This window comes from Propioniciclava sp. (genome assembly GCF_029977985.1).
Classification (GTDB): domain Bacteria; phylum Actinomycetota; class Actinomycetes; order Propionibacteriales; family Propionibacteriaceae; genus Propioniciclava.
This window is the reverse complement of record NZ_JARKOT010000153.1, coordinates 24,323-48,510: the sequence shown is the minus strand read 5'-3', so window position 1 is coordinate 48,510 and position 24,188 is coordinate 24,323. Positions and strand designations below refer to the sequence as shown.

Sequence of the window (24,188 nt, the reverse complement as noted above, 5' to 3'; positions counted from 1 at the left end):
CTCGGCGCTTGCGTCTAGGGTGTGGGGATGGTGTTGACGCCGGAGCAGGAGCAGTTCTGGCAGGCCTATCTGACCGAGCATCCGGATGCTGGCGCTCATACCCGGCACGTCGTCGCCGGACGCCCCGGTAGCCCTGGGATTGCCGATCAGTTGATCGAGCTATATCTCTCCGGCGTCAAGACGGCCGGTAGCGGACTCGTTGAGGACTACCTAGCCAACGGCGATCCGCTTCCACAGGTCGGCGACCATTGGATCGCACTGGGCGCCGACGGGCGGCCTCACCTCATCCTGCGCACCGACCGGGTCGAGACGCACCGGTTCCTGGCGGTTCCGGAGCGCATCGCGGTTGCGGAGGGCGAGGGAGATCTGTCCCTCGCCCTCTGGCGACTCGCGCACACTGAGTTCTACGCCCCCTACCTGGATGAGTGGGGCCTGCGGGATATCACCGACGCCACCGTGGTCACCGAGATCGTCACTCTCGTCCATCCCTGAGGGAGCCTTCGCGCGGATCTCCTGCGATCCGCACGCCGCACTCCTCGGATACCCCGTCGTAGGGCCGAGGCGACAGCCGAGACACGTGACCACGGTTACGCTGCCAGCCATGGGCTTACATGTCTTCGGGCCGGCTGACGCCCCGACGCTCATGCTGCTGCACGGTGCACACACCAGTTGGGCCGCAGCTTCCGCCGGAAGATCCCTGCCCTGGCCGACGTCGTCGCGCGAGCGACGCGACCTGACGGTCATCCGACGAGCGGTCGCCACCTAGACTCCCGGCATGCGCGTCTCGCCCGCTTGTTGGCTCACCCAGAGCGTGGAGGTGCGTGAGTCTCCGATCGAAGGAACGGGGCTGTTTGCGACGAGGCCCATCGCGTGTGGCGAACTGGTCTCCCGGCTGGGTGGCGTCCTCGTTTCCACTGAGCGCCTCCACCAACTGTTCCGAGACAGCGACGACTACGTGGACACCATCGCGGTCACCAGCGAGTTGCATCTGGTGCTCCCTTCGGGATCTCCCAACCACCACGGCCATCACTCGTGCGATCCGAACCTGTGGTGGTCCGGCCCGTTCGAATTCGTCGCACGCCGCGACATCCAGCTTGGCGAGGAGGTGACCAACGACTACGCCGCTTCCACGACGGACCCTGAGTTCAGTTTGCCCTGCCACTGCGGAGCGGCAGCGTGCCGAGGCGTCGTGCGTTCTTCCGACGCCTGGGAGTTTCGCTTGGACCGGGTGTACGACGGTCATGTCGTGCCGGTCGTCGCCGCTGCCGTCGCGATGCATCTCGCCCCGCCCAGCGGCTGTGCTTGACCTACGCCACGTGTCAGGGTGGACGCATGATCGCTGACGGCCGGATTCAGGCGATGGCCGAGTCGCTCACTCGTGTTCCCGGCGTGAGAGCCGTTGCGCTGGGTGGCAGCAGGGCGAAGGGGACGCATCACGCGGGTTCTGACGTCGACCTTGGCCTCTACTACGACCGCACGTCCCTGGACATGGAGGAGCTGCGGCGGGTCGCGGGCCTGTTCGCTGACGACGGTCCAGTCGACGTGGCCGGCCCGGGCTCGTGGGGGCCCTGGGTCGACGGCGGAGGCTGGCTCACCGTTGACGGGACGGCCGTCGACTGGATTCTGCGCGACCTGAGTCGGGTCGCCGAACAGTGCCGCCGGGCCGAGGCGGGCGCGTTCGCCTTCCACCCTCAGCCGGGGCACCCGTTGGGATTCCTGGACGTGTCCTATGCCGGCGAGCTGGCCACCTGCGTGCCCCTGGCCGACCCGGACCGGGTGCTCGATCCGTTGCGGGAAGCACTCACTCCCTACCCGCCGGCACTGCGCGCTGCGATGATCGACAACCTGTGGCAAGCCGGATTCTTCGTGGAGGCCGCGCGCAAGGGCATCCCGAAACTCGACGTGGGCCACGTCGCCCTTTGTTGTTCGACTGCACTCCTGCTCTGCGCTCACGCCTGGCACGCGTCAGCCGGCAGCTGGGTGACCAACGAGAAGGGCGCGATCGTCGATGTGCAGCTCCTCCCCATCGACTCGCACGAGTTCGCGCCGCGAGCCGCAGGCGCCCTCACGCGGCTCAGCACCGACACCGAGCAACTGGAAGGCATGGTCGACTCGGTGAACCAGCTGGCCGCCGACACCAGGACGGCCCTGCAGAACGGATAGCCAGCAGGCCAAGCGCATCACCGCAGCCAACTCCTCAGCCACACCGTCAGGTCGCCGTCTGTGCGTCGGGGTCGATGACCCAGTCGGCGTAGCCAGCGACTTCCTGGAGGCCAGCTCCGAGCGCTGCCTCGCGGTGCTCGGCGGCTGCGAAGAAGACCAGCCTTCGGGCGTGTTGACGGGTGCTCAACGCCCGAGCTTCGACGAGTAGTTCGGTGAGATCGCTGGGGCCGCCGAGAGCTGCAAATACCTCAGCCTCCGGACGTCCCATGAGGTCCTGGCCGAGGCGAGCCGCCAGATACGCGGTGGCGGTCGCGTTGGTGAGACAGATCCACCGTGCCACGTCGGCACAGACACGGTCTGCTGTCCACCACCCATCCGGCAGGGCCTCGGCGTGTAGCCGGGCAGCAGTGCTGCCGGCAGTCGGCGTCACGATGCACGCGTTCGCTGGTCTCGGCGCGGCGACCCCCGACTGGCTCACCATCACATGACTGGCCTCTCTCAGACGGCCGTGTCGACGCCACCACTCGTACCCACCGGAATGGCGGGCGGAAATCCCGGCGCTCAGTGGGCGGTCGGCGTAGTGCGCGGTGAACCAGGCGAGGAACGCGTCAGCCACCGCGGCATAGGGGGCCCCGATCGGTCCGCCGAGGAATCTGCACTCCTCATCGACGAGGAGTCCCGTCACGCCAACGACGCTCGCATCCTCAGAACGGGCAAGCAGAAGGTGATCGCCCCGGACGTCGACACAGCGTTGCCATACCGCACGCAAGCCTTCTGGGGAGAAGGCCGCCAAGGGGAACACCTGCTGACCGGACTCGACCCACGGCCAGGCGAAGTCAATCAGGCGACCGACAATCCCGGCTTCCTCGACGCGGATCACCTGGCAAACGTAGCCGGTAGCCCGAGACCCTCGCGCTCATCCTCGATGTCTGAGGAGAACGTCCGTCGCCCAGGCAGGCGCTGAGAATGTAACAGTCGCCTGCAGGGAGGGCGGGGGGTAGGGGCGTCGAGTGACCAAGATCCGTTCACGACCTCACCGCAGAGCCCCTCACCACCGCCCAGCAGGTCTCAGACGATCACCAGCAGCAAGTCGCCCCCCTCCACAGCCTGGCTGTGCTGCAACGCCAGCCGCTGCACGGTGCCTGCCACCGGCGCCGTGATCGCGGCCTCCATCTTCATGGCCTCGATGGTGGCCACCTGGTCGCCCGCCTTCACCTCGTCGCCCACCTCGACGGTCAGCGTCACGACGCCCGAGAACGGAGCGGGCACGTCACCCGGGTTGGCCGGGTTGGCACGCTCTGCAGCGACGGCGTCCGACTTCACCGACTCGTCGCGCACCATCACTTGCCGCAACTGCCCGTTGATCGTCGCCAGGACGCGCCTCATGCCGCGCTCGTCCGGGTCGCCGATGGCCATGAGGCTCATGAGCAGCGTCTTGCCGCGCTCGATGGGCACGTCGTGTTCCAAGCCGGGCTCCAGCCCGTGCAGGAACTGCCGCGTTGTCAGCACCGACAGGTCCGAATACTCCTTGGTGGCCTCCAGGTAGTCCTTCGTCGGGCCGGGGAACAGCAGCCGGTTCAGCGTGCCCCGCGGGTCGGACGCCAGCGCCGCGGCATCCTCCTCACCGAGCTCCGTCTCGACCGGCTTCGTGCGGCGTCCCTCCAGGGCCTTGCTGCGGAACGGCTCGGGCCAACCGCCGGGCGGGTCGCCGAGATCGCCGTTGAGGAAGCCGATCACCGAGTCGGGGATGTCGTAGCGCTGCGGATCCGCCTCGAACGCCTTGGGATCGATGCTCTGCCCCACGAGGGCGAGGGCGAGATCGCCCACCACCTTCGAGCTCGGCGTCACCTTCACGATGTTGCCGAGCATCGCGTTGGCGGCGGCGTACATGTCCTCGATCGCCTCGAACCGCTCGCCGAGACCGAGCGAGATGGCTTGCTGGCGCAGGTTCGACAGCTGCCCGCCGGGGATCTCGTGGTGGTAGACACGCCCCGTCGGCCCGGGCAACCCGGACTCGAACGGCCCATAGAGCAGCCGCACGGCCTCGAAGTACGGCTCCAACTCCTGCGCCACGTCGAGCGACAGGCCCGTGGCGCGCTCGGTGTCGTCGGTCGCCGCGACGAGTGCCGACATCGACACCTGCGACGTCGTGCCCGCCCACGCGGCCGTCGCCACGTCGACGGCGTCCACCCCCGCGTCGATCGCCGCGAGCAGCGTGCCCAACTGGCCGCCGGCGGTGTCGTGCGTGTGCAGATGGACCGGTAGGTCGAAGTTCTCCCGCAGGGCCGTCACGAGCTTGGACGCCGCCGGCGCCCGCAGGAGCCCCGCCATGTCCTTGATGGCGAGGATGTGCGCGCCGGCCTCGACCAACTGTTCGGCGAGCTTGAGGTAGTAGTCGAGCGTGTAGAGCTTCTCCCCCGGCGAGGTCATGTTGCCCGTGTAGCAGAGGGCGGCCTCGGCGACGGCGTGATCGGTCTCGAGGACCGCCTCGATGGCGGGCCGGATCTGGTCGACGTTGTTGAGCGCGTCGAAGATGCGGAAGATGTCGACCCCCGTGCGCGCAGCCTCGGCCACGAAGGCGTTCGTCACCGCGAGCGGGTAGGGCGTGTAGCCCACCGTGTTGCGCCCGCGCAGCAGCATCTGGATCGGCAGGTTCGGCATCGCCTCGTGCAGCTGGGCGAGCCGCTGCCAGGGATCTTCCTTGAGGAACCGCAGCGCCACGTCGTAGGTCGCCCCGCCCCACGCCTCCACGCTGAACAGGCGCGGCAGCAGCCGCGCGATGAGGGGCGCCACGTTGAGCATGTCACGCGTGCGGACGCGGGTGGCGAGGAGCGACTGATGGGCGTCCCGGAACGTCGTGTCGGTCACCGCCACGGCCTGTTGGGCGCGCAGCGCCGCGGCGAACCCGGCCGGGCCAATTTCGAGCAGCCGCTGCCTCGACCCGGCCGGCGGGGCGGCCTTGAGGTCGATCTCCGGCAGCTTCGTATGGGCGACGATCGGCGTCCGGGGATCGCCCCACGGCTTGTTGACCGTCCGTTCGGCGAGGAACTGCAGCAGCTTCGTGCCGCGGTCGGCGGACTCGTGCGGATGCAGCAGCTCGGGCCGTTCGTCGATGAACGACGTGGTGACATTGCCGGCGAGGAAGTCCGGATCGGACAGGACGCCGCGCAGGAAGCTGATGTTCGTGCTCACCCCGCGGATGCGGAACTCGCGCAGCGCCCGGTAGGCGCGGCGGGCGGCCGTGGCGAAGTCGCGGCCCCGGCACGTGAGCTTCACCATCATCGAGTCGAAGTGGGCACCCACCTCCGCGCCGGCGAACACCGTGCCGCCGTCGAGGCGCACGCCCGCACCCCCGGGCGTCCGGTAGACGCTGAGGACGCCCGTGTCCGGACGGAACCCGTTGGCGGGATCCTCGGTGGTCACGCGGCACTGCAACGCCGCGCCGCGGACGTGGACGGCGTCCTGGTCGAGGCCGAGGTCGTGGAGGGTTTCGCCCGCCGCGATGCGCAGTTGGCTGCTCACCAGATCGACGTCCGTGACCTCCTCGGTGACCGTGTGCTCCACCTGGATCCGCGGGTTCATCTCGATGAACCGATACTCCCCGTCCTCCCCCAGCAGGAACTCCACCGTGCCCGCGTTCACGTAGCCGATGTGCCGGGCGAAGGCGACGGCGTCCGCACACATGCGGGCGCGCACCTCGGGGTCGAGGTTGGGCGCAGGCGCCAACTCGACGACCTTCTGGTGCCGCCGCTGCACCGAGCAGTCGCGCTCGTAGAGGTGAATGACGTTGCCGGCGGCGTCCGCCAGGATCTGGACCTCGATGTGCCGCGGCCGGGTCACCGCCTCCTCGAGGTAGACGCGCGGGTCACCGAATGCGGCGTCGGCCTCGCGCATCGCCTCGGCGAGGGCCGCCTCGAGGGCGTCCGCCGCTGCCACGCGGCGCATACCCCGCCCGCCGCCGCCGCTCACGGCCTTCACGAAGACCGGGAACCCGATGTCGGACGCCGCCGCCGTTAGCTCGGCGATGTCTGTCGAGGGATCGGAACCGCGCAGCACTGGCAGCCCCGCCTCGCGCGCCGCCGAGATCGCGCGGGCCTTGTTGCCGGTCAACTCCAGCACCGTCTGGCTCGGGCCCACGAAGGTGATGCCATCTTCGGCGCAGCGCGCTGCGAGATCCGGGTTCTCGCTGAGGAAACCGTAGCCGGGGTAGATGGCGTCGGCGCCGGCGGCCTTGGCCGCCCCGATGATGTTCTCGACGTCGAGGTAGGCGCGCACGGGGTGGCCGCGCTCGCCGATCTCGTAGGACTCGTCGGCCTTGAGGCGGTACTCGGCGAGGCGGTCCTCGTAAGGGAAGACGGCGACCGTGGTCGCCCCCAACTCGGTGGCGGCGCGGAACGCGCGGACAGCGATCTCGCCGCGGTTGGCGACCAGGATCTTGCGGAACATGAGGACTCCTCGACGGTGCGGAATGGAGCAAGGCTAGAGCCCCCGGCCCAGACCCGGGACCTCATGGGCGATGTTGCCCGTGCCCGCGGGGAAGTGCCAGCGCCCATGGAAGAATCGCAGCCGTTCCCGGTGAACCTTTCGCGGAGCACGTTCGTCAGGAGGGGTATGACCAGCACCTCGACCGACGCGGAGTTCGAAGCGTTCGTCGACGCGAACCACGCCTACCTCTCGCGGGCGGCCTACCTCATCACTTCGGATCGCGCCGTCGCCGAGGACCTCCTGCAAGAGGCCCTCGTGCGCACCTACCGGGCGTGGCGACGCATCGAGCCGGGCCTGGCCCGCGCCTACTGCCGGCGCACCATGGTGAATCTCACGACCGACCGGTGGCGGCGACGGCGTTTCGAGGCGCCAGCGGTTGAGCCCGTCGACCGCGCCGATCCGCGCGCGGACCGCGACTACGCCGGCGTCGACGACCGCGACGCGATCGCCCGCGAACTCGCCGCGCTCCCTCCCCGGGAACGCGCCGTCGTGGTGCTCCGCTTCTACGCCGACCTCTCCGAGGCCGACGTCGCCGCCGAACTGGGCATCGCTCTCGGCACCGTCAAATCCACTTGTCACAGGGCTCTCCAGCGGCTCCGCAGCCACCTGGGCCCGGAACTCTCCCACGGAGGCTGACATGAGCCCCATCTCCGAAGACGAAGCCCGCACCCGCATGCACGGCATCACCCCGGGCCAGCAGCCCAGCCACCTCGCCGCCCGCGTCATGCGCGAGGGACGCCGCCGCAACCGACGCGCCCTCGCGCTCGCCGCCGTGGCGGCCGTCGCCGCGGTCGGCCTTGGCTTCGGCGCGCTGTCCTTCCTCGTGCCCGCCCGGGAGGGAGTGCCGATCTCGACGCCCTCGGCGTCCACCCCTTCGGCCGAGCCCAGCGAGACACCCGCCGGGACGCCGACCGCCCCGCCGACCCCCCGGGAGAGTTCGTCCGGCACGCCCAGCGCCGTCCCCACCGCCGCCGCGCCACGGACCGCGCTCCCCGCCGGCTTCACCCTCTTCGAGGGCGACACCGGCGTGGACGACACCCTTCGGTTCGCCCTGCGGCCCTGCGGCCCGGACGTGCTCGACACCGGGACCGTGCCCGGACTGGTCGACGAGCAGGTGGCCACGTGGTCGTCCGAGACGGGCGAGAGCGCCGAGAACCGCGGCGCGTTCGTCTTCACGGACGCCGCGGCCGCCGCCTCGTTCGTGGCCGATTTCCGGGCCCGCGCCCAGGCGTGCTCCGACCGGCCGTTCACCTACGACGGCCCCAGCGGGTCGCTGGTGCAGCACGTCGCCATCGACACCGTCCAGACCGACGCCGACGAGGGTCTCAGCGTCAGCAGCGAGTTCCTCCTCGCCGACGGCTCCCCCGCCCACGAGGACGCCGCCGGCCGCGTGTGGTTCGCCCTCCGGACGGGCAACGTCGTGGTCATCGACGCCGGCGCGACGATCATGGCCACACCGATCACCGATCCGGCGAGCAACGCCGACCTGGCCAATGCGACGCTCTCCAGCGCGGAGGACCTCCTGGTCCGGGCGATCTCCTGAGCCCCGCCGGGCCGTCGCGATCAGCGAGCCGGCTCGTAGGCGCAGAAGGGCTCCTCGGCGAGGTGGTCCCCGGTCACGGCGTACGCCCGCGCGCGACTGCCGCCGCAGGCGTCCCGGTAGCCGCAGACGCCGCACTTGCCCTTGAGGAGCGAGCGGTCGCGCAGCTCTCGGAAGACGGGGGCGTTGCGGTAGATGTCGATGATGTCGCCCTCGCGGATGTTGCCCGCCCGGAGGGGGAGGAAGCCCGACGGAGACACATCGCCGGTGTGACGGATGAAGACGAACCCGTCGCCGTCGTTGACGTTGCGTGCGCGGCCGATGCCGTCCCTCTGGGAGTAGTGCATGCCGCGGGTCATGACGTCGCGGACGTCGTCGTCGGCGCCGGCGGCACCTCGGCTCGTTTGCGCTGCATGACGACGCGCGAGTACTGCGGCGCGGCGGTGGCTTTGATGTCGAAGGGAGCCGTCTTGGACAGGTCGTAGAGCTGATGGAACACGGCCTCGAACTCGTCGGCGGACGCCACGTCCTCGGCTTTGGCGCGCCCCATGGGGACGAGGAAGAAGACCTCCCAGAACACCACGCGGAGGTCGTCATGAGGTGGGTCATGGCGTCCATGTCGTCGATGTTCGCCTTGCGGATGACAGTGTTGACCTGCGTCGACAGGCCGACCTCCTGCGCCTCGCGGAGGATCCGCAGGCCGTGGTCGAAGCTGCCCTGCACCTGGCGGAACTCGTCGTGGATCGCGGCATTGGGTCCGTCGAGGCTGATCGCGAGGCGGGTCAGGCCGACGTCCTTCAGCTGCTGGAGGAGCTCCTTGGTGGCCAGCGACGTGGTGGCCGGCGTGATCCCCATGCGCAGGCCCAGCTCGGCGCCGTAGCCGACGAGTTCGACGATGTCGGGCCGCTTGAAGCAGTCGCCACCGGAGAACACGAACACGATCGGACCGAACTCGCGCAGGCGCTTCATCAGCGCCTTCGCCTCGGCGGTGGTCAGCTCGGCCGGGTTCCGCAACGGCTGGGCCATCGCGCGGGGCAGTGCTTGCAGGCCAGGTCGCAGGCTTGTGTGGTCTCCCAGATGGCGATGAACGGTGCCCCGTCGAAATCGAGGTTCCGCCGGGACGCCGCCGCGTGCGGATGGCCGCCCGGATGCCTGTCGGTCGCTCCGTGCGGAACCCCCCGCGGATGCCCTCCCGTCGACCCCGTCGAGACCCCGCCCAGATGCACAGCCGTCATGCGGCGCACCCTACTACGACACGGCGTAGGACCCATGGGGGAACATCCGGCAACGGATTCTCCCGCAACAGGCCGCGTCCGTAGAGTGGATCCTCGTGATCACCCGCGCCCGAACCGCCGCGCTCGGAACCCTCGCCGCCGTGGCGTTGTTCGCAGGCTGTTCGGCCGTCGATCCCGCAACCGCGCCGACGCCACGCGCCGAGAACGCGGCGCGCGGGGCAGCCACGCAGCGGCCGGCGGCGGCGTCCACGCCCTCGGCGAGCACCCCCGACCCGAAGGCGACGCCCGCCTGGCCGACGCCCGCGGCGTCCGCAGACACGCGGACCGGCGCCCAGCTCGACCAGCCCTTCACGGTCGACGGCGTGGTCGTGGTGAGCAAGGAGCATCCCGTCTCGGCGCGGTACGCCTCCCCGTGGGCCGGTCAGCCCGAAGGCATCAACCCCGACTCCTACGCCGCCTTCGGCCGGATGGCGTCGGACGCCCGCGCTGCCGGCCTCACGCTCACGATCCGGAGCGGCTATCGGGACTACGCCACCCAGGCCGCCAGCTTCAACCGCGCCTTGCAGACCTACGACGAGGCGACCGCCCGCCGCTACTTCGCCGAGCCGGGCAAGTCCGAACACCAGACGGGGCTCGCGTTCGACGTCTGGGACGGCGTCAACCGCGGGGCCGCCTTCGCACGGACCGACGAGGCGGACTGGGTCGCCGCGAACGCCTATCGCTACGGCTTCATCGTCCGCTACCCCGACGGCAAGACCGACATCACCGGCTACGCCTGGGAGTCGTGGCACCTGCGTTGGGTCGGCACCGACATCGCCGCCGACTTCGGGCCCAACTCCTCGCTCACCTTGGAGGAGTACCTCGGTCTGGCCTAGGCCTGCATCACCCGGCCGCCCGAACCGGAAAAGTGAAGGGCCGAACTGTCGTCCCGCGGTCTCCCATTTGTCACCCGGCTTCGGCAGAATGCCCCTCGTCAGGCCGCCGAACCGGGGGCGGCTCGTGCCCAACGCAAGGGAGTTCCATGTTCAACCGACGCAACCTGGCCGCCGTCGCGGCCGGCTGCCTGGCGCTCACGGCGTTCATCGCGCCCAACGTCGAGGCCAAGCCAGACAATGCCCAGAACCGGCTGCAGGACCTGCAGGTTCTGTCCATCACCGACTTCCATGGCGCTCTCGAGACGGGCGGCACGGTGACGGTCGACGGCGTCCGCGTGCCCGCCGGCGGTGCTGCCTACCTCGCCACCCACCTCCACAACCTGCGGGACGGCGAACAGCGCAGCGTGACCTTCTCGGTCGGCGACAACGTGGGCGCGACCCCACTGGTGTCCGCCGCCTTCTACGACGAGCCCACCATCGAGGCGCTCAACCTGCTCGGAGTGGACGCCTCGACGATCGGCAACCACGAGTTCGACCAGGGCTACCGCGAGATGCTCCGCCTCATCAACGGCGGTTGCCTGCCCGACGGCGACGGCTCCGGCAACAAGAACTCCTGCCCCGACGGCAGCTTCGCCGGGGCCGAGTACCCCTACGTGGCCGCGAACGTCTTCTACGCCGACACCGACCAGACCGTCCTGCCGGCCTACACCGTGATCAACGAGAAGGGCATCAAGATCGGCGTCATCGGCGCCATCTTGGAGCAGACGCCCGACATCGTGACCGCGGCCGGCGTCAAGGGCCTGGAGTTCACCGACGAGGCCGAGGCGATCAACAAGGCTTCCGCCGAACTCACCGCCAAGGGCATCAACACGCAGTTCGTCCTCGTCCACCAAGGTGCGCGGGCGAGTTCGTCCGCCTACACGGCTACCTGTGAGAGTGGCGCGACCGTCACCGGCCCCGTGGTCGACATCGTCGCTCAGATCTCTCCGGCGGTCGACCTGGTCATGACGGGCCACGCACACAACTCGTGGGTGTGCTCGCTGAAGGATCCCGCCGGCCAGCCGCGCCTCGTGACCGAAGCGATGTCCGCGGGCCGCATCATCACCGAGGCCAACCTGCAGTACGACCCGAAGACCAAGGACATCGTCCGCGCCACCGCCCAGGCCACCAACCACCTGGTCACCCGCGACGTCACGCCGGATCCGGTCCTGCAGGCGCACGTGAAGACCTACCTCGACCTGGTCGCGCCGATCGCCAACCGGGTCATCGGGAACCTGACCACCGAGGCCACCCGGACGCCGGCGCCCGGCTTCGGCGACTCCAGCCTGGGCAACCTCATCGCGGACGCCCAGGTGGCCGACGACACCATCGTCGGCCTGTACGCCGCCCCCCAGATCGCGTTCATGAACCCGGGCGGCATCCGGACCGATCTCGACGCCGGCGACGTCACCTACGGCGAAGCATTCGCCGTGCAGCCGTTCAGCAACTACCTGGTGTCGATGGACCTCACCGGCGACCAGATCTACACGCTGCTGGCCCAGCAGGTGACCGGCGCCAACGCCGGCACAGGCAACAAGATCCTGCAGGTCTCCGCGGGCTTCAGCTACACCCTCGGCGCCACCGGCGCCGTGGAGGGCACGGTCATGTTGAACGGCGAGCCGATCAGCCGCACCGCCACCTACCGGGTCGTCGTCAACAGCTTCCTCGCTGACGGCGGCGACGGGTTCGCCGTTCTCACCGCGGGCACGAACCGTCTCATCGGCGGCGTCGACATCGACGCGTTCGCCGACTACCTGGCCGAGAACAACCCGACGACGCCGCCGCCCTCGTCGCGGATCGTCAAGGCCTGATCCGACCCGCACCGGACGGGGCTCCTCGCGTGGGCGAGGGGCCCCGTTCGCCGTCCTCGGCCGGTCCCGACCACCGCGCGGCCAGAACCCGCGGCGTCCGATCTGCGACCTCCTCCCCATGAGCAGCGGGGTTTGAGAGAATGGGCATGCCCGCCGCGGAGCCAGAGGAGGCGTCCATGAGCACACCGAGCGAACGCAAGATCGTCACGATCTACGAGGAGTACGGGGCGGGCGCGGGTGTCGTCGGCAGGCTCGTGGCGGACGCCCTCGGCGTCGCTTACGTGGGCAAGGCCGTCAGCTCGGAATCGATCGAGGAGGCCGCCGAACTCGCCGACGAGGAGGGCAGCTTCTTCGAGCGGTTCCTGCGGTCGTTCACGCCGATGCCCACCGCGGACGCCGACATCGCCTGGGCCCTCGAGGCGCGCAGCGACGCCGAAGTCGCCGAGCAGAACGTGTCCTCGCTGCGGGAACTCGTGGCGAACGGGGCGGTCGTGCACGGCCGCAGCGGGGCGTCCGTGCTGGCCGACGAGCCGTGCGCGTTGCACGTGAAACTGGTCGCCCCCCGCGAGACACGCATCGCGAACGCGGCCGTCGAGTCGGGCATCACGCCCGAGCGGGCGCGCAAGCGGCAAGAGCGCGAGGACCGGGTCCGCGCCGACATGGCCAAGCGCATCTACCGCTGGGATCCGTCGCGGCCCGACAACTTCGACCTCATCGTCAACACCGGCGTCTTCTCACCCGAGCAGGCTGCCGACCTGATCGTGAGCGCGTTCCGGCTCCGCCACCCGGACGCGCCGTGAGGGCCCTGACGCGCACCGTCCTGCACCTGGACCGTGCGCTCGGTGCCAACGCGTATCTCGTGCGCGGACGCCACGGGTTCGTCCTGGTCGACCCGGGCCTCGCGAAGAACCTCGAGCGCATCGCAACGTCGATGGCGGCGAACGGGCTGTCGCCCTACCACGTGACCGAGATCCTCCTCACCCACTACGACCCGGATCATGCCGCGAGCGCCGACGAATGGGCGCGCCGCACCGGCGCCCGGATCTGGGTCGGCGCCGAGGATGCCGCCATCATGCGCCGCTCGGCGCCCGTCCCCCGGACTCCCTTCCGGCGGATCATGCGCCGCCTGGCGCCGCGGCTCAACTCGCCTGCGGAACTGCTGCGCGGCGAGGCGGAGATCGCCGAGGGCGTGCGCGCCCTGCCCACCCCGGGGCACACGCCGGGCCATTTCACGTTCGTCCTCGACGACGTCGCCTTCATCGGGGACGCCGCCCTCGTGGGTCCCGACGGTGCCCTCAACCGCATGCCGGCGTTCTTGGACGCCGACCCCCTGCAGGCCGCCGCGTCGCGCGTCCGGCTGCGGCAACTGGACGTGGCTTGGTTCTGCTGCGGCCACTCCGATCCAGCGCGCCGCCCCGGCGGTTGAGCCTGTCGACACCCAGGTCTCGACAACCTCGACCGGCGGACGGGCACCCTCGTCAGTCCGCCTCGGCGACCTCGCGGAAGCCCAAGACGGGGCCGAACGTCGCCGGGCTCATCTCCACCTGGGTGAGGAACACGGTGATGCGCCCGGTCGTGGGGTCGACGGAGAAGTCGGTGCCGTACCCTCCCGACCAGCCGAAGCGCCCCCGATGCGGGGCCCGCCGACTCGACGCCGACGCCGTACCCCCAACCGCTCCCGGCCCAGACGCCGAACGACTCGGGCGTCTTGGCCACCAGCGGCACCTGATCGGTGCGCAGCGCCTCGACGGACAGGGCAGACAGGTAGGGCTCACCCTCGACCAGACCGCCGTCGCGCAGCATCCGGGCGAACCGGGCATAGTCGGACGCCGTCGAGACCAACTCCCCATGGGCCGCGTCGAAGCCCGGGTCGGCCGCCCAGAAGCCGCCCCCGGCCGGCTGGATCTCCACCGCACCGGCGGCGTCCAGCCGGTAGGCGGCCGGCAGACGCTCGGGCTCCGCCGCCCAGAAGGCGGTGTCGACCATGCCGAGCGGGCCGAAGGCGTCGTCGGCGAGGTGTTCGCCGAGCGGCCGCCCCACCACCCGGCTGAGCAGCACACCGAGGATCATGAAGCCGTGGTGGTAGCGCCACCCCTCGCCCGGCTGATGCGCGAGGGGCAGCCTGCCGAGGCGTGCGAGCCAGTCCGAGGCGTCGGTGTCGACGGGGTCGGGCCCGGCAGCGACGTGCGCCGCCACCTGGGCGCGCGCGTAGGGCGACCCGCTCTCGTCGATGCCGTGACCGGCCGTGAGTGTGAGCAGATCCCGCACAGTGATCGGCCGGGCGAGCGGCACCGTGTCGTCGAGCTCGGCGTCCGGCGCGCGGAGCACCATCGGCTCGGCCAACTCCGGCAGCCACGGGGCCACCGGGTCGGTGAGCACCAGCTCACCGCGCTCGACCAGCCGCAGGGTCGCCACGGCGGTCACGGCCTTCGTCATCGACTGGATGCGGAAGACGGCGTCCGTGCGCATCGGCGCGCCGCCCACCGCCATCCGCCCCGATGACGCCAGCACCAGGTCGTCAGGGCCCTCCGGAGTGGGTGTCATCACCAGCCCCACCGCGCCGGGCAGTCCGTCGGCGACGACCCGATCGAGGTAGGCCTGCACCCGCGCCGCCAGGGGCTGCTCGGCGGTTGGTTCAGTCATGGGCGGGCCGCTTCGTGAAGCGGACGATCTCGCGCGTCAGCGTAACGTCGTCCACCCCGTGCCACTCGCCCGGAAGGACGACCCGCTCGGCGTCCGGCATGGCGCTGACCAGGGCATCAGCGATCTCGTACATGATCGGGGCGGTCGCATCGGAGGCGATGAGCAGCGTGGGTTGCTCGACCCCCGCGAAGCGCTCCGCGCTGGTCCCCGGCAGGAACTCCAGCTCGTGCACGATCGTCCGCGTGTTGCGCCGGTCGGCGTCCGTCCGCGGCGGCAGTTCCGCGAGCACCTCAGGCGGCACCCCGACGATCTCGGTGTTGTACCACTGGTCGGCCGCGTCCACGTCGTCGTCGATCCGGCGCTGGGCCTCGTCGCGCAGGGCGAACGAGGGGTCGGCGTCCGGCAACAGGGGCGGTTCCAGGAGGGTCAGCCGGTCGATCCGGACGCCGCCAGCGGCGGCGAGCAGGGCGAGGGTCGCCCCGGAGGAGAAGCCGTAGACGGTGACGGGACCCGACGCGAGGCCGACCATTGCGGCGAGGTCCTCGATCTCGCGCTCGACGGCGTACTCACCCCCGTCGCCGCTTGCGCCGGTGCCGCGGCGGTCGTAGGTCCAGACGGTGAAGTGCTCCGCGAGGGCGTCCGGCAGGGTGGGCTGCGGCGTCCGTTCGCGGGAGGTCGCGACACAATGGATCATGACGAGGTCGGGTCCGCTGCCCTGGCGGGTCCAGGCGATCTCGGTGCCGTCGGCCGACGTCGTGGTGCCGGTGACGGGCGCGGGCTCGTCGGTGCGCAACCACTGGGCGACGGGGCGCCCGTCGCGGCGCCACCAGCCCATCGGCTTCTTCGGCCAGCCCTCGGGGGAGTCCTCCCACGGCTCCTGGCGGCCGTAGGTGGTGCGGTCGAGGAGGCCGTAGGTGACGTCCATGACCTCGGTGCCGCGGTAGTCGACCTCGTAGGTCTGGTAGACGGTGTCGCCGTCGCGCAGATAGAAGCGGAGTTGGCCGAACCCGGTCGCGCCGGGATCCGTCGCGGCGGCCGTCGAGTACCAGGGCATGGTCCACCCCATGAAGGCGCGGTAGGCGGCGATCTCCTCCCACGGGCCGGTGCACAGCACGGCGAAGGTCGTGTCGCGCTCGGCGAGGTAGGCGCGCGCGCCGTCGCTGATCTGGGACATCGACATCGTGCAGCCCTCGCACTGGGCGTGGGTCGGCTGCCCGGGGTGCCACATGAAGTGGTAGGCGACCAGCTGGTTGCGTCCCTCGAAGACGTCGGCGAGGCTCATCTCTCCCGCCTCGCCCACGACGGTGGTCGGAGAGACGGGCGTCATGGGCATGCGGCGCCGCTCGGCGGCGAGGGCGTCGCCGGCGCGCGTGTGGGCCTTCTCGTTCACGAGGAGCTGGTCGAAGGACTGCTGCCAGGTGTCGCGGTCAACGATCTCGGGGCGATTGGTGGCTGTCATGGAACTATGTTAAGCATAGTTTCTACTTGCTTGTCCATAGCTGCAGGGAGGAGAATGGCGGCATGCCCGTCAAGCGCTCCTACGCCGAGCACGGCGATGCCTGTGCGACCGCGCATGGGATGGAACTGATCGGCGAGAAGTGGACGCACCCGATCCTGCGGGAGCTCATGCTCGGCCCGAAGCGCTTCGGCGAGCTGGAGGCGTCCGTGCGTGGCATCACGCCCGCCGTGCTGAGCGCGCGCCTGCGCGAGCTGGAGGCGTCCGGTCTCGTGCGCCGGGTGACCCTGCCGCCGCCCGCCCGCACTACGGCGTACGACCTCACCCCCTGGGCGCGCGAACTGCGGCCGATCTTCCGCACGCTGGCCCACTGGGCCCACCGCTCCCCCACCTGGCACCCCGAGAGCGGTGGGCTCACGCCCGACGGAATCGTCGAGTCGATGCTCACCATGGCGCCCCCCGTCGCCCTCGACCCGCCCGTCGTCCTCGCCCTGCGCCTGCGCGACGACCGCGAGCCGGCCGCCGAGACCTACGACTACCGCCTGACGTGGGGTGACGCCCTCGACATCACTCGCTCCCCGGCCCCGGACGCCGCCGCCACCGTCACCGGCGACTCCACGACCTGGACGGGCGTCCTCTACTCCGGGGTCGCCCTGGCCGCCATGACCGTCACCGGCGACGCCGCCGAGGTCCAACGGCTCGTCGCCGCCTTCGCCCCGGCCTGAGGGTGCTTCCCCCCGCCGACCCCGTGTGACAGTCGGGGACCCTGTCCGTGTGACGGTTGGGGCTCACGAAGAGGGCGCTCCAGCGCCCCATGTGTGAGCCCCAACCGTCGCACAGGGGGTGTCCCCAACTGCCACACAGGCGATCAGCCGGACGCCGCCGGCGCGGCCGGGGTGCCCCATCAGAAGACGGGGACGAAAACCTCCACGCGCCGATTCAGTTGCCGCCCGGCGGCGTTGTCGGAGCCATCGGGGTTCTCGTTGGGCGCGATCGGCTGGGATTCGCCGCGCCCGCTCGCCGTCACGTGGCCGGTGTACCCCTGGCCCACCAGCACCTCACGCACCGCCTGCGCCCGCTGCTCGGACAGGCTCTGGTTGGACGCCTCGTCGCCGACGGAGTCGGTGTGACCGATCGCCTCCACCGCGGGCGCCTCGATGCGGGTCAGGGCGGTCGCGACGTCGGCCAGCGGCGCGGCCGACTCCGGCCGCACGGCAGCGGATCCGAAGTCGAACAGCACCTCGGTCTCGACGGTCACGAGAACGCCGCACACGTTCGTCGGCGTCAGCGCGCCGAGGCTGGGGAACGTGCCCACGAGCGCCACAGGCGCCAGGGGTTCGACCTGGACGTCGTAGTTCTGCCTGCCCTTGCTGACGAGGCCGGTGCCGTCGCCGTAGTTCGAGATCGTCAGGTCGCCGTCGATGAACATGCCGCTGCCGTCGCCGTTGTTCCGGATCTGGTAGGACTCGCCCCGCGCATAGGTGCCGTCGTGCACCGCCGAGATGACGATGCTCTCGCCGCCGGCGGTGTGGTACGACCCGCCGCCGTCGCCGTACAGGTTGATCTGGGACGTCGCGTCGGTGTAGCTGCCGCTGCCGTCGCCGTGCACCTGGATCGAGATGCCGTGCGCGTCGTCGGTGTAGCTGCCCGAGCCGCCGCCGTTGTTGTGCACGGTCGCGCTGCCCACCTGGTAGGTGCCCGCCTGGGCCGCACCCTGGCCGGCCTGCCCACCGTAGGTCGACGACGACACCCGTTCACTCGTCGGCGTCGCACTGGGCCCCCGCCACCGACACGCCCTGCAGGTCAGCCACGGCGCCGGCCAGGTCGTCGGCGAACTCGGGGCCCGACCCGCTCAACAGCGACACGTCCGGTGTCTGGATCGCCGGCACGTCGGGGAACGTGCCCGTCGCGTAGCCCGGCACCACGGGGACGCCGTCGGTGGGAGTCGTCGGCGCGTTCGCAGCCGGGGTGTCGGTCGCCACGGGAGCCGGGCTGGACGGTTCCGGCGCCGGGGTCTGGACGCAGCCGGTCAGCACGAGGGTGAGGACGAAGGCTGCGGCGCCGACGCCGCCGCGAGTGGGAGCGAGCATGGGCCCGACCGTAGAGGCCATCCCTGCCGGCGCCGCGACGTCTCAACCCGCGGCGCTATCCTGCGGCGCATGAGCGACCGCACGACCGAGACCACCATCACCGTTCCGACGCCCGGGCCCGGCGGCTCGGCCGCCCTTCCGGCCACCCTCGTCCGCCCGGACGCCGACCGTGGCGCCGGCATCGTGCTCGTCCACGAGATCTTCGGCCGCAGCGGCTACATGCGCCGCCGAGCGACCGACTTCGCCGCCCTCGGCTACACGGTGTTGCTGCCGCAGATCTTCTGGCGCCTGGGTGAGGACGTGGTCGACGAGGCCACCGAGGACGCCCTCGGCGTCGCCATGGGCGTCGCCCAGCAGGTCGACTGGGATCTCGCCGTCGAGGACGTCCGCGCCGCCATCAAGGCCCTGCGTGACGACCCGGCGACCGGCCAGCGCGTCGCCCTGGTCGGCTTCTGCTTCGGCGGCGGGCTCGCCTACGCCGCCCAGCAGGGTGCCGACTGGACCAATGGCGCCGACGCCCTGGTCAGCTACTACGGCTCGGCGCTCCCCCAGCTCGTCGACGGCGAGCCTGTCGCTATCCCGAGCCTGCACCACTTCGGGGACGCCGACGCGTTCATCTCCCGCGACCAGGTCGGTCACATCGAGGCGATCGTGACGTCCTACGGCGCCCAGTTCGAGCGTTGGCCGGGCGCGAACCACGCGTTCGACAATCCGGCCCCGCTCGGCCTCCACGATCCGGACGCCTCGGCCGCCGCCTGGGACGTCACGAAGGCCTGGCTGGCCGAGAACTATCCCGCCTGAGGCGGCGCGATGCCCGGCCGAGCGGCCGGCGCAGCACCCGGGCCGAGCCGGCGGCGTCCGGTCACCCCTTGAGGACGGCGGCGATGGCCTCGCTCACGTAACCGACGTTGTCGGGGTTGAGAGCGGCGACGCAGATGCGGCCGGTGTCGGTGCCGTAGACACCGAACTCCTCGCGGAGGCGCACCATCTGGTCCTTGGTGAGCCCGGAGAAGCTGAACATGCCCACCTGGTCGGTGATGTAGCTCATGTCTTGGGTGACGCCGGCGGCGCGCAGTCCGTCGACGAGGGCGGTCCGCATGGACTTGATGCGTTCACGCATCTCGCCGAGCTCCTCCACCCACTGGGCGCGCAGCTCGGGGTCGGCGAGGACGGTCTCGACGAGGGCAGCGCCGTGGGTGGGCGGGTTGGAGTAGTTGGTGCGGATCACGATCTTCACCTGCGACAGGACGCGCTTGGCCTCGTCGGCGTCCCCGCAGACGATCGACAGCCCACCGACGCGCTCGCCGTAGAGCGAGAAGCTCTTGCTGAACGACGTCGAGACGAAGAAGTTCGGCACCCGCTCGGCGAACGCGCGCACCACGGCGCCGTCCTCCTCGATGCCCTGCGCGAAGCCCTGGTAGGCCATGTCGAGGAAGGGTGTCAGCCCGGACGACAGCACGGTGTCGATCACCCGCTGCCAGTCGGACGCCGCCAGGTCGTAGCCCGTCGGGTTGTGGCAGCAGGCGTGCAGGACGACGATCGTGCCGGGCGGAGCGGCGGCGAGGTCGGCGAGCATGCCCTCGACGTCGACGCCCTTGGTGAGGGCGTCGTAGTAGCGGTACTTCTCGACCGTGAAGCCGGCCCGGGTGAAGAGCGCCTCGTGGTTCTCCCAGCTCGGCGTCGAGATGAGCACGGTCGCCTCCGGCGACACCTTCCGCAGGAAGTCGGCGCCCAGCTTGAGGGCGCCCGTCCCGCCGAGGGCCTGCACGGTCACGACGCGGCCGTCGGCGAGCAGCGGCGATTCGGCGCCGAACACGAGCTCGCGCACGTCGGTGTCGTAGGTGGGCAGGCCGTCGATGGCCAGATAGCCCTTCGCCTTCGGGTGCGCCGCGAGCCGCTGCTCGGCGGCCTCCACACAGCGCAGGAGCGGCAGGACGCCGTGCTCGTTCTGGTAGACGCCGACGCCGAGGTTCACCTTGCGCGGGTTGGGGTCGGCCCTGAACGCCTCGGTGAGCCCGAGGATGGCGTCCGGCGGGGCTTGCTCGACGTGCGAGAACAGGGTCATGGTCGTCACCTTTCGTCGCCCGAAACCCTAGCGAGGGCGCGGCGTCCCGGCGACGCCGTCCACCACGGGTCGCCGGGGCCTCTCTTACGCCGCCGACCTCACTCCCCGAGAGGCAGCGCAGCGACCGCGGCGAGCGCGTCGCCGCTCAACCGCTGGACCGTCCAGGTGTCCATGGGTTCGGCGCCCATCGCCCGGTAGAAGTCGATGGACGGAGTGTTCCAGTCGAGCACGGCCCACTCGAATCGGGCGTACCCCCGGTCGGCGCAGACGCGCGCGAGCGTCACGAGCAGGTCGCGGCCGAGTCCGCGCCCGCGGTGGGACGGCTGGACGTAGAGGTCCTCGAGGTAGAGGCCGTGGCGTCCGGTCCACGTCGAGTAGTTGCAGAACCAGATCGCCATGCCCACCACGGCACCGTCCACCTCGGCGACGTGTGCGAACAGCTTCGGCTCCGGCCCGAACAGGGCCTTCTCGAGGTCGGACGCGATGGCGGTCACGGCGTCCGGTTCGCGCTCGTACACCGCCAACGCGACGATCAAGTCGTGCAGGGCAGCGACGTCACGGCGTTCTGCGGGGCGGATCATGACGCCATTGTGTCGCAGCGCGCGGCTATGCTCCGCGCATGAGTCTCACCCGTCGCTCCCTCCTCACGCTCGGTGGCGGTCTCGCCGCGGCGTCCGCCCTGGCCGCCTGTGGTTCGAACACCGGCCGCACCTCAGAGCCGACCGTGGCCCCGACGGCCGGTTCCGGCGCGGTGCCCGCGCTCTCGCAGTGGTATCACCAGTACGGCGAGGACGGTGTCGAAGAAGCTGTCCGGGCGTGGGCGGCCGAATTCGGCGGTGCGACCGTGAACGTCAACTGGGTGCTCGCCAACTACGAGGACGCCCTCGCCGCCGCCCTGCTCACCCCGACGGCGCCCGACGTGTTCGAGTACGCGAACGGCCCCACGCTCGACATGATCAAGGCCGGCCAGGTGGTCGACCTGACCGACGCGGTGGGCGACGCCGCGAGCCAGTTCACCCCGTCGGTGCTGGCCCGAATGACCTACGACAACAAGATCTGGGCCATTCCGCAGACCGTGGACATGCAGTTGTTGTACTACCGCAAGTCGGTGCTCGCGGCGGCCGGTGTCGATGCGCCTGACACGCTGGAGGAGCTCACCGCGGTGGCGAACGCCGTGGCCACGCCCGAGATGGGCGGCTTCTTCGCGGGCAACGACGGCGGCATCGGCGTCCTCGGCCTGCTCCTCATGTGGGCTGCCGGCGTCGAGGAGATGAACGAGGACCACACGGAGGCCGCGTTCAACACCCCCGATCTCTACGAGGCCGTCGCCCAGTACAAAGCACTGTTCGACTCGCCCGGCATGGTCAAGTCCGCCTCGGCCGACTGGTCCGACGCCTCGCCCTTCATCAACGGCGAAACCGCGATGCAGTGGGGCGGCCTGTGGGACCTGCCCAAGGTCACCGCCGCTCACGGCGACGACGTCGGCGTCCTGCCCTTCCCCTCGGCGGGGGGCGCCCAGGTCGTGCCGTTCGGCGCGTTCAGCGCGTGCGTTGCGGCGTCCAGCGCGAACGTCGACGTCGCGAAGGAGTTCGTGAAGTGGCTCTGGGTCGACTCCGACGACAAGCAGGTTCAGTTCAGCGACGCCTTCGGCACCCACATCCCGGCCAAGCCTGCCTTGTTCGACGAGGCGTCCCAGGTAGCCTCCGGAGTGGGGTCGGACGCCGCCGGTTTCGTCACCGATCTCGGCCGCTCCAACGCGCTGTTCTGGACGTCCGCGTCAGGCCAGGCGTACTCGACGGCGCTGAGCAACGTGGTGCTGAAGGGGGCCGATGCGGCGTCCGAGTTCGGCTCGGCGGCCGACGCGGTCACCGCCGAGCTGAAGCGCGTCAACGGCTGAGGCTCTGATGGCCGACCGGCGCCGGTCCGGAACGACGCTGGCCCGGAGCAACCGCCTGTGGTTCTGGGCGTTCGTCGCCCCGTTTCTCGCGGGACTGCTGGTCTTCGTGTACGTGCCGCTGCTGTGGAGTGCGGGGCTGAGCTTCTACGACGCCCGCAACACGGTGACGCCTACCCGCTTCGTCGGGCTCGGCAACTACGTGTCGCTGTTGAACAACGGGTTGTTCCTCGATTCGCTGGCGACGTTCGTGGCGTTCGCGGTGTTCATCGTGCCGCTCACGTTCGCCTGCTCGTTGGGGCTGGCCTTGCTGTTGCAGCGCATCACGGTGCTGCGCGCGTTCTTCCGGTCGGCGTTCTTCCTACCGACCGCCGTCAGCTATGTGATCGCGGCGATGGTGTGGCGGATGGCCTTCTTCAACGGCGCGCGCTTCGGGTTGGCCAACACGCTGCTCGCCGCCGCCGGCCTGCAGCCCATCAACTGGCTGGGCGGGGAGAACACCTGGTACTGGCTGGTGCTCGTGAGTCTGCGCCTGTGGTTGCAGGTCGGCTTCTACATGATCTTGTTCATCGCCGGGCTCAACCAGATCGATCCCCAGCTCGCCGAGGCGGCGGCCCTCGACGGCGCCGGTGGCTGGCGCCGCTTCTGGCACGTGACGTTCCCGCTTCTGCGGCCCACCTCGGTGGCGGTGTCGATGCTGCTGCTGTTCAACGCGTTCCAGGCGTTCGACGAGTTCTACAACACCCTCATCACCGCGGGCGGCTACCCGCCGTTCGCCCGGCCCCCGCTCGTCTACCTCTACTTGATCTCGTTCGGCGGCGGCGCCCAAGACCTCGGCATCGGGTCCTCCGGAACCATGATCCTGACGCTGGTCATCCTCGCGTTCAGCCTCCTGCAGAATCGGCTGCTGGCGATCGGTGGTGGGGACCGGTGAAGCCGTCGCGGACCGGTCAGGCGCTGGCGTACGCGGCGGCGTCCGTGTTGGCCGTCTTGTTCCTGCTGCCCTTCTACGTGATCTGGCGCAACGCGTTCAGCACGCAGCAGGCCATCGTGTCGCCGCGCTGGAACTGGTGGCCCGACCAACTCGATCTCACCACGCTGACGGCCGTGCTGGGCAACCCGCGGCTGGGCGTCTGGCAGGCGTTGGCGAACTCGGCGGTGGTGTCGGTGGTGCAGACGGTCCTCACCGTGGTGATCTCGTTGATGGCCGGCTATGCGCTGGCCCGATGGCGAACGCGGGCCTCCCGCGTGGTGCTCGGGCTGACCGTCTTCACCCTGATGGTGCCGGCGATGGTGACGTTCGTGCCCACGTTCGTCATGGTGAGCACGCTCGGCTGGATCAGCTCTTACCGGGGGCTCATCGTGCCGGTGTTGTTCTCGGCGTTCGCGACGTTCATGTTCCGGCAGGCGTTCCTCGACTTTCCGCGCGAGTTGGAGGAGTCGGCGGCCCTCGACGGGGCCAACACATGGACCACCTTCTGGCGCGTCGTCGTGCCCAACACCCGTGGCACGATCGCGGCGGTGGGCACCATCGTGTTCATCGGCGCCTGGAACGCGTTCCTGTGGCCGTTGTTGATCGCGCAGGACCCGGCCATGCGCACGATCCAGGTCGTGCTCAGCCAGTTCATGACGAGCCAAGGCGTCCGCTACCCGGAGATGTTCACCGGCGCGCTCATCGCCGTCGCCCCGTCGTTGGTGGTGTTCGCGTTCCTCCAGCGCTGGCTGGTGCAGGGCGTCGAGCGCTCGGGCCTGAAGTAGCGCCGCGAGCCCCGGCGGTTCACGCCGAAACCGACGGCCTCCCTTGCGGCTGCCACAGACATGGCCGATCTCCTCCGTCCGTTCCGCCAGACATGCCCGATCTCGTCCGTCCGTTTCGCGCATGGCTCGGTCGT

At 70.3% G+C, this 24,188-nt stretch carries 23 protein-coding genes and 2 pseudogenes; 14 read left to right on the top strand and 11 right to left on the bottom strand.

The genetic code is table 11. The annotated features are described in order from the left end of the window. The first annotated feature begins 27 nt into the window (after nucleotides 1-27). From Q1K57_RS09715 to Q1K57_RS09705, 3 genes are all read left to right on the top strand, one after another. Nucleotides 28-492, top strand: a complete 465-nt coding sequence (locus Q1K57_RS09715; protein WP_300081648.1) for an ASCH domain-containing protein — start codon at nucleotides 28-30, stop codon at nucleotides 490-492. Between the two features lie 283 nt (nucleotides 493-775). Then, nucleotides 776-1,306 (top strand): SET domain-containing protein-lysine N-methyltransferase, encoded by a 531-nt coding sequence (locus Q1K57_RS09710; protein ID WP_300081645.1) that lies wholly within the window; start codon nucleotides 776-778, stop codon nucleotides 1,304-1,306. 26 nt (nucleotides 1,307-1,332) lie between these two features. After that, complete coding sequence (locus Q1K57_RS09705) at nucleotides 1,333-2,163, top strand: nucleotidyltransferase domain-containing protein (protein WP_300081642.1); 831 nt, start codon at nucleotides 1,333-1,335, stop codon at nucleotides 2,161-2,163. Nucleotides 2,164-2,209: 46 nt separating this feature from the next. Here the strand turns inward: Q1K57_RS09705 and Q1K57_RS09700 are convergent, their stop codons facing one another. Together Q1K57_RS09700 and Q1K57_RS09695 are read right to left on the bottom strand one after the other, a co-directional pair. Continuing rightward, nucleotides 2,210-3,043: a hypothetical protein gene (locus Q1K57_RS09700; protein ID WP_300081640.1), complete on the bottom strand. Its 834-nt coding sequence runs from the start codon at nucleotides 3,041-3,043 to the stop codon at nucleotides 2,210-2,212. Nucleotides 3,044-3,231: 188 nt separating this feature from the next. Further along, nucleotides 3,232-6,609, bottom strand: a complete 3,378-nt coding sequence (locus Q1K57_RS09695; protein WP_300081637.1) for a pyruvate carboxylase — start codon at nucleotides 6,607-6,609, stop codon at nucleotides 3,232-3,234. A 165-nt stretch (nucleotides 6,610-6,774) separates the two neighbouring features. Here Q1K57_RS09695 and Q1K57_RS09690 point away from each other — a divergent pair, with 165 nt between their 5' ends. After that, entirely contained in the window at nucleotides 6,775-7,284 is a 510-nt protein-coding gene (locus Q1K57_RS09690; protein ID WP_300081634.1) for a SigE family RNA polymerase sigma factor, read from the top strand. Nucleotide 7,285: 1 nt separating this feature from the next. Next, nucleotides 7,286-8,191, top strand: coding sequence for a hypothetical protein (locus Q1K57_RS09685; RefSeq protein ID WP_300081632.1), 906 nt, complete (start codon nucleotides 7,286-7,288; stop codon nucleotides 8,189-8,191). A gap of 20 nt (nucleotides 8,192-8,211) precedes the next feature. On the opposite strand, the gene Q1K57_RS09680 is transcribed toward Q1K57_RS09685, so the two are convergent. The 3 genes and pseudogenes from Q1K57_RS09680 to Q1K57_RS15765 form a co-directional block, all read right to left on the bottom strand. Continuing rightward, nucleotides 8,212-8,535: an SPASM domain-containing protein gene (locus Q1K57_RS09680; RefSeq protein WP_300081629.1), complete on the bottom strand. Its 324-nt coding sequence runs from the start codon at nucleotides 8,533-8,535 to the stop codon at nucleotides 8,212-8,214. A gap of 8 nt (nucleotides 8,536-8,543) precedes the next feature. Further along, nucleotides 8,544-8,771 carry a hypothetical protein gene (locus Q1K57_RS09675; RefSeq protein ID WP_300081626.1) on the bottom strand — a complete coding sequence of 76 codons (228 nt, stop codon included), beginning with the start codon at nucleotides 8,769-8,771 and terminating at the stop codon, nucleotides 8,544-8,546. A 77-nt stretch (nucleotides 8,772-8,848) separates the two neighbouring features. Next, a pseudogene (locus tag Q1K57_RS15765) lies at nucleotides 8,849-9,157 on the bottom strand (radical SAM protein); the annotation flags it as partial. Nucleotides 9,158-9,518: 361 nt separating this feature from the next. Between Q1K57_RS15765 and Q1K57_RS09670 the strand changes: the two are divergent. The 4 genes from Q1K57_RS09670 (at nucleotide 9,519) to Q1K57_RS15760 (ending at nucleotide 13,574) form a co-directional block, all read left to right on the top strand. Next, complete coding sequence (locus tag Q1K57_RS09670; RefSeq protein ID WP_300081623.1) at nucleotides 9,519-10,298, top strand: D-alanyl-D-alanine carboxypeptidase family protein; 780 nt, start codon at nucleotides 9,519-9,521, stop codon at nucleotides 10,296-10,298. A gap of 146 nt (nucleotides 10,299-10,444) precedes the next feature. After that, complete coding sequence (locus tag Q1K57_RS09665) at nucleotides 10,445-12,148, top strand: bifunctional metallophosphatase/5'-nucleotidase (protein ID WP_300081620.1); 1,704 nt, start codon at nucleotides 10,445-10,447, stop codon at nucleotides 12,146-12,148. Nucleotides 12,149-12,324: 176 nt separating this feature from the next. Beyond that, nucleotides 12,325-12,948 carry a cytidylate kinase-like family protein gene (locus Q1K57_RS09660; protein ID WP_300081617.1) on the top strand — a complete coding sequence of 208 codons (624 nt, stop codon included), beginning with the start codon at nucleotides 12,325-12,327 and terminating at the stop codon, nucleotides 12,946-12,948. Then, the gene (locus Q1K57_RS15760; protein ID WP_366525363.1) at nucleotides 12,945-13,574 is read left to right on the top strand and encodes an MBL fold metallo-hydrolase; all 630 of its coding nucleotides are present in this window, start codon (nucleotides 12,945-12,947) and stop codon (nucleotides 13,572-13,574) included. The genes Q1K57_RS09660 and Q1K57_RS15760 overlap by 4 nt, the downstream gene beginning before the upstream one ends. A gap of 251 nt (nucleotides 13,575-13,825) precedes the next feature. Here the strand turns inward: Q1K57_RS15760 and Q1K57_RS15755 are convergent. Both Q1K57_RS15755 and Q1K57_RS09650 read right to left on the bottom strand, forming a co-directional pair. Further along, nucleotides 13,826-14,638 (bottom strand): annotated as a pseudogene (locus Q1K57_RS15755) (serine hydrolase domain-containing protein); the annotation flags it as partial. 145 nt (nucleotides 14,639-14,783) lie between these two features. After that, complete coding sequence (locus Q1K57_RS09650; RefSeq protein ID WP_300081612.1) at nucleotides 14,784-16,250, bottom strand: alpha/beta fold hydrolase; 1,467 nt, start codon at nucleotides 16,248-16,250, stop codon at nucleotides 14,784-14,786. Between the two features lie 62 nt (nucleotides 16,251-16,312). On the opposite strand from Q1K57_RS09650, the gene Q1K57_RS09645 reads away from it, so the two are divergent. Next, complete coding sequence (locus tag Q1K57_RS09645; protein ID WP_300081609.1) at nucleotides 16,313-16,972, top strand: helix-turn-helix domain-containing protein; 660 nt, start codon at nucleotides 16,313-16,315, stop codon at nucleotides 16,970-16,972. Between the two features lie 179 nt (nucleotides 16,973-17,151). Here the strand turns inward: Q1K57_RS09645 and Q1K57_RS09640 are convergent, their stop codons facing one another. Together Q1K57_RS09640 and Q1K57_RS09635 are read right to left on the bottom strand one after the other, a co-directional pair. Next, a complete protein-coding gene (locus Q1K57_RS09640) occupies nucleotides 17,152-17,997 on the bottom strand; it encodes an OmpA family protein (RefSeq protein WP_300081606.1) in 846 nt (281 codons plus the stop codon). 4 nt (nucleotides 17,998-18,001) lie between these two features. Continuing rightward, nucleotides 18,002-18,337, bottom strand: a complete 336-nt coding sequence (locus tag Q1K57_RS09635) for a hypothetical protein (protein WP_300081603.1) — start codon at nucleotides 18,335-18,337, stop codon at nucleotides 18,002-18,004. Between the two features lie 69 nt (nucleotides 18,338-18,406). On the opposite strand from Q1K57_RS09635, the gene Q1K57_RS09630 reads away from it, so the two are divergent. Further along, entirely contained in the window at nucleotides 18,407-19,138 is a 732-nt protein-coding gene (locus Q1K57_RS09630; protein WP_300081600.1) for a dienelactone hydrolase family protein, read from the top strand. 61 nt (nucleotides 19,139-19,199) lie between these two features. Here Q1K57_RS09630 and Q1K57_RS09625 read toward each other — a convergent pair whose 3' ends face one another. Then, nucleotides 19,200-20,402: an amino acid aminotransferase gene (locus Q1K57_RS09625; protein ID WP_300081597.1), complete on the bottom strand. Its 1,203-nt coding sequence runs from the start codon at nucleotides 20,400-20,402 to the stop codon at nucleotides 19,200-19,202. Between the two features lie 98 nt (nucleotides 20,403-20,500). Next, nucleotides 20,501-20,983, bottom strand: a complete 483-nt coding sequence (locus Q1K57_RS09620; RefSeq protein ID WP_300081594.1) for a GNAT family N-acetyltransferase — start codon at nucleotides 20,981-20,983, stop codon at nucleotides 20,501-20,503. A gap of 38 nt (nucleotides 20,984-21,021) precedes the next feature. Here Q1K57_RS09620 and Q1K57_RS09615 point away from each other — a divergent pair, with 38 nt between their 5' ends. Genes Q1K57_RS09615 through Q1K57_RS09605 form a run of 3 tightly spaced genes read left to right on the top strand, consistent with a single transcriptional unit; the run spans nucleotide 21,022 to nucleotide 24,054 of the window. Next, on the top strand, nucleotides 21,022-22,299 hold the full coding sequence (locus Q1K57_RS09615; protein WP_300081591.1) for an extracellular solute-binding protein: 1,278 nt from the start codon (nucleotides 21,022-21,024) through the stop codon (nucleotides 22,297-22,299). Nucleotides 22,300-22,306: 7 nt separating this feature from the next. Then, nucleotides 22,307-23,230: a sugar ABC transporter permease gene (locus tag Q1K57_RS09610; RefSeq protein ID WP_300081589.1), complete on the top strand. Its 924-nt coding sequence runs from the start codon at nucleotides 22,307-22,309 to the stop codon at nucleotides 23,228-23,230. After that, nucleotides 23,227-24,054, top strand: a complete 828-nt coding sequence (locus Q1K57_RS09605; protein ID WP_300081585.1) for a carbohydrate ABC transporter permease — start codon at nucleotides 23,227-23,229, stop codon at nucleotides 24,052-24,054. The genes Q1K57_RS09610 and Q1K57_RS09605 overlap by 4 nt, the downstream gene beginning before the upstream one ends. Nucleotides 24,055-24,188: the final 134 nt, after the last annotated feature.

What these genes read in the sequence shown, in the direction of transcription:
- Q1K57_RS09715 (WP_300081648.1), top strand. Translation starts at nt 28, where the DNA reads ATGGTGTTGACGCCGGAGCAGGAGCAGTTCTGGCAGGCCTATCTGACC.
- Q1K57_RS09710 (WP_300081645.1), top strand. Translation starts at nt 776, where the DNA reads ATGCGCGTCTCGCCCGCTTGTTGGCTCACCCAGAGCGTGGAGGTGCGT.
- Q1K57_RS09705 (WP_300081642.1), top strand. Translation starts at nt 1,333, where the DNA reads ATGATCGCTGACGGCCGGATTCAGGCGATGGCCGAGTCGCTCACTCGT.
- Q1K57_RS09695 (WP_300081637.1), bottom strand. Translation starts at nt 6,609, where the DNA reads ATGTTCCGCAAGATCCTGGTCGCCAACCGCGGCGAGATCGCTGTCCGC.
- Q1K57_RS09690 (WP_300081634.1), top strand. Translation starts at nt 6,775, where the DNA reads ATGACCAGCACCTCGACCGACGCGGAGTTCGAAGCGTTCGTCGACGCG.
- Q1K57_RS09685 (WP_300081632.1), top strand. Translation starts at nt 7,286, where the DNA reads ATGAGCCCCATCTCCGAAGACGAAGCCCGCACCCGCATGCACGGCATC.
- Q1K57_RS09680 (WP_300081629.1), bottom strand. Translation starts at nt 8,535, where the DNA reads ATGCACTACTCCCAGAGGGACGGCATCGGCCGCGCACGCAACGTCAAC.
- Q1K57_RS09665 (WP_300081620.1), top strand. Translation starts at nt 10,445, where the DNA reads ATGTTCAACCGACGCAACCTGGCCGCCGTCGCGGCCGGCTGCCTGGCG.
- Q1K57_RS09660 (WP_300081617.1), top strand. Translation starts at nt 12,325, where the DNA reads ATGAGCACACCGAGCGAACGCAAGATCGTCACGATCTACGAGGAGTAC.
- Q1K57_RS09650 (WP_300081612.1), bottom strand. Translation starts at nt 16,250, where the DNA reads ATGACAGCCACCAATCGCCCCGAGATCGTTGACCGCGACACCTGGCAG.
- Q1K57_RS09645 (WP_300081609.1), top strand. Translation starts at nt 16,313, where the DNA reads ATGCCCGTCAAGCGCTCCTACGCCGAGCACGGCGATGCCTGTGCGACC.
- Q1K57_RS09635 (WP_300081603.1), bottom strand. Translation starts at nt 18,337, where the DNA reads ATGCTCGCTCCCACTCGCGGCGGCGTCGGCGCCGCAGCCTTCGTCCTC.
- Q1K57_RS09630 (WP_300081600.1), top strand. Translation starts at nt 18,407, where the DNA reads ATGAGCGACCGCACGACCGAGACCACCATCACCGTTCCGACGCCCGGG.
- Q1K57_RS09625 (WP_300081597.1), bottom strand. Translation starts at nt 20,402, where the DNA reads ATGACCCTGTTCTCGCACGTCGAGCAAGCCCCGCCGGACGCCATCCTC.
- Q1K57_RS09620 (WP_300081594.1), bottom strand. Translation starts at nt 20,983, where the DNA reads ATGATCCGCCCCGCAGAACGCCGTGACGTCGCTGCCCTGCACGACTTG.
- Q1K57_RS09615 (WP_300081591.1), top strand. Translation starts at nt 21,022, where the DNA reads ATGAGTCTCACCCGTCGCTCCCTCCTCACGCTCGGTGGCGGTCTCGCC.
- Q1K57_RS09610 (WP_300081589.1), top strand. Translation starts at nt 22,307, where the DNA reads ATGGCCGACCGGCGCCGGTCCGGAACGACGCTGGCCCGGAGCAACCGC.